The sequence below is a fragment of the Salipiger sp. genome, from assembly GCF_059781815.1.
Genome location: NZ_JBYNAH010000357.1, coordinates 1 through 2,908, shown reverse-complemented (window position 1 = coordinate 2,908; position 2,908 = coordinate 1). Strand labels below are relative to the sequence as shown.

3 protein-coding genes and 1 pseudogene are annotated in these 2,908 nt (G+C 65.6%); 1 reads left to right on the top strand and 3 read right to left on the bottom strand.

The annotated features are described in order from the left end of the window. Nucleotides 1-261 (top strand): annotated as a pseudogene (locus tag AC6RA4_RS24570) (LysR family transcriptional regulator); the annotation flags it as partial. Between the two features lie 326 nt (nucleotides 262-587). Here AC6RA4_RS24570 and AC6RA4_RS24565 read toward each other — a convergent pair. From AC6RA4_RS24565 to AC6RA4_RS24555, 3 genes are all read right to left on the bottom strand, one after another. Next, entirely contained in the window at nucleotides 588-1,004 is a 417-nt protein-coding gene (locus tag AC6RA4_RS24565) for a VOC family protein (protein ID WP_500164804.1), read from the bottom strand. A 182-nt stretch (nucleotides 1,005-1,186) separates the two neighbouring features. After that, entirely contained in the window at nucleotides 1,187-2,221 is a 1,035-nt protein-coding gene (gene fba, locus AC6RA4_RS24560) for a class II fructose-bisphosphate aldolase (protein ID WP_500164802.1), read from the bottom strand. Between the two features lie 4 nt (nucleotides 2,222-2,225). After that, the coding region (locus AC6RA4_RS24555; protein WP_500164800.1) for a class 1 fructose-bisphosphatase at nucleotides 2,226-2,908 on the bottom strand (683 nt) is incomplete at its 5' end.

Here is a 2,908-nt window from a genome sequence, read left to right as displayed (position 1 = left end):
CGGATGATCATCGCCGGGCTCGGCATCGGTCCGCTGCCGGTGCACGTGGCCGCACGCGACGTGGCCGACGGGCAACTCTGGCAGACGCCACCCTACGACGGTCTTCCGGCCATCGACGTGCACGTCGTCTGGAACCCTCGGGCGGTCAAGAACCGGGCCGAGACGATCCTTCTGGGCATGCTGAACGACATGATCGAGGCCACCCCGATCGAAGACCGCACCTATGCTGGCATAGGACTTTCGCCGTCGGGTCGACGGTAGGGCTGACCTTGATAGGCGACAGTTCGGAAACGTGCTTTCTCGGGGACCGCCCGGAAAGTTCGGTCGACAGCAAGCAGAACGCGCCGGACACACTGCCCCATAGAATGGTCTTCAAGGGAGGTGCATTGGATGCCACCTCTGCCGCGAGGACTGCCCTGGGGCGTCGCATGGCCCAATTGGACGACGGCACATTGGCGCTTTGTGGAGGAAGGCCGGAATGTCCGCTGTCCTTCCTGTCTTGGTTCAGGGGCTGATGCTGCGCCGCCGCAAGCCCGAAACGCGTTCATTTTGCGATGCTGAGGCCGGTCCGGTTGTCGACTCCCGCGTTACCTATCGCGCCCGGGTTCATCAGGATCACTGGAGAACAGCGCGATCTTGTTACCGTGCGGATCACGTAGATATCCGACGTAGAAATGGGGGCCGTAACAATCCCGAAAACCTGGCTGCCCGTCGCCCGAGCCGCCCGCAGCCAACGCGGCGTCATGGAGGTCACGGACCTGTTTCTGCGATCGCGCCTGGAATGCGACCATTGCGCCGTTCCCAGCCGATGCAGATTGCCCATTGAAGGGAGATTTGACATAGAAATCCGGTTGAACGGGGGACTGGCCCGGCACTGCGGGCAAAATGTAGCTCAAGTCTCCGTGGTACTCTTCAAGCCTGTAGCCAAGAGCTGGGAGGAATGCCGAGTAGAAGCGTTCTGCCTTCGCGATGTCGTCTGCTCCAACGGTGACGTAAGCAATCATACTGTGGCGGGCCTCCAAGAGTTTCTGCGACGGTCATGCGATCGCCGTTCGGTCGGAGAGTAACATAACCCGAACCAGCCATTGCAGCCGCCGTCGCGAAAGCTCACTTCGTCTGCCTTGCAGACATCCGTCCGCGCCTTGCGCAGCATTGAACGAGCTCAGCCGCCGACCGCCAACGTTGCTCAATACCGCCGCGCCATCGCCTCCAGCGGGACGGGCGTGATGCGGCTCGCGTGGCCGGCAGTGCCGAAGGCCTCGAACCGGGCCTTGCAGAGCGCCGTCATCAGCGCCTTGCCTTCCTTGAGATACTTGCGCGGGTCAAACTCGCCGGGATTGTCCGACAACACCCGGCGCACCCCCGCCGTCATCGCCATCCGGTTGTCGGTGTCGATGTTGACCTTGCGCACGCCCGAGCGGATGCCGCGCTGGATCTCCTCCACCGGCACGCCCCAAGTCGGACGCATGTCGCCGCCATAGCTGTTGATCAGTTGCCGCAGATCCTCGGGCACCGAGGAAGAGCCGTGCATCACAAGATGCGTGTCGGGCAGGCGGCGGTTGATCTCCTCGATCACACTCATTGCAAGGATTTCACCATCGGGCTGGCGGGTGAACTTATAGGCGCCGTGGCTGGTGCCCATTGCCACCGCCAGCGCATCGACCCCGGTCTCTCGCACGAAGCGCTCGGCCTCTTCCGGGTCGGTCAGAAGCTGCTCTTCCGAGAGCTTCTCGGTAGCGCCATGGCCGTCCTCCTGATCGCCCATGCCGGTCTCGAGCGAGCCCAACACGCCAAGCTCCCCCTCCACCGAGACGCCGCAGGCATGGGCCATCTCGGTGACCCGCGCGGTGATGTCGCGGTTGTAGGCATAGTCCGCCGGGGTGGTGCCATCCGCCAGCAGCGAGCCGTCCATCATCACCGAGGTGAAGCCGTGCTGGATCGCGGTGGCGCAGGTCGCCAGATCGTTGCCGTGGTCGAGATGCATGCAGACCGGCACCTCCGGGAAGGTCTCGACCAGCCCGTCGATCAGCCGCGCCAGCAGCACGTCGCCGGCATAGGCCCGCGCCCCGCGCGACGCCGCCAGGATCACCGGCGCGTCGGTCTCGCGCGCGGCGGTCATGATCGCCAGACCCATCTCCATGTTGGAGATGTTGAAGGCCGGGACGGCGTAGCCGTTCTCGGCGGCGTGGTCGAGCAGCTGGCGAAGCGTGATGCGGGGCATGGGGTCAGGTCTCCTCCCGGATATAGCGGGCGATGGTGTCGATCTCGTCCGACGCCCCGAAGGCCAGCGCCACGTTCTGGTGCGGCGTTTCGGGGATCAGGTCGAGGATGCGGGTGGTGCCGTCGGTGGCGCGGCCGCCGGCGGCCTCGATCATCAGCGCGATGGGCACCGCCTCGTAGGCCAGCCGCAGCCGGCCCTGTCTGTAGCCCTCGCGGCGGTCGGCCGGGTAGATGAAGGCGCCGCCCTTGAGCAGGATGCGGTGCAGCTCGCCCACCGCCGCCGCCAGCCAGCGCATGTTGAAATCACGGCCCCGCGGGCCGTCCTTCCCTGCGCGCAGATCGCGTGCCCAGGCCTGCAGCCCCTCGGGCCAGTGGCGCTCGTTCGAGGCATTGTAAGCCATGGTCGAGGCGGTGGGCTTCAGCGTCACATCGCGGGCGCTCATGCGGAAATCCTGCCCGTCGAAGGTGGCGATCTGCACGCCCTGCCCCGTGGTGTAGCCGAAATCCAGCGAGTGCCCGAACGAGGCATAGCCCGCCGCCACCGCCTCCGAGCCGCGGCGACGGAAATCGCGCGGCCCGGTGGGATAGATCACGAAGAGCATCCCCAAGGGCGCGCCGATGCCGATCGAGCCCGAGCCGTCGATCGGGTCGATGGCGATGTCGTAGAGCCCGTCGGGATCCAGCGTCT

Excerpts from the sequence above, each read along its gene's own strand:
- AC6RA4_RS24565 (WP_500164804.1), bottom strand. The coding sequence starts at position 1,004 with ATGATTGCTTACGTCACCGTTGGAGCAGACGACATCGCGAAGGCAGAA.
- fba (WP_500164802.1), bottom strand. The coding sequence starts at position 2,221 with ATGCCCCGCATCACGCTTCGCCAGCTGCTCGACCACGCCGCCGAGAAC.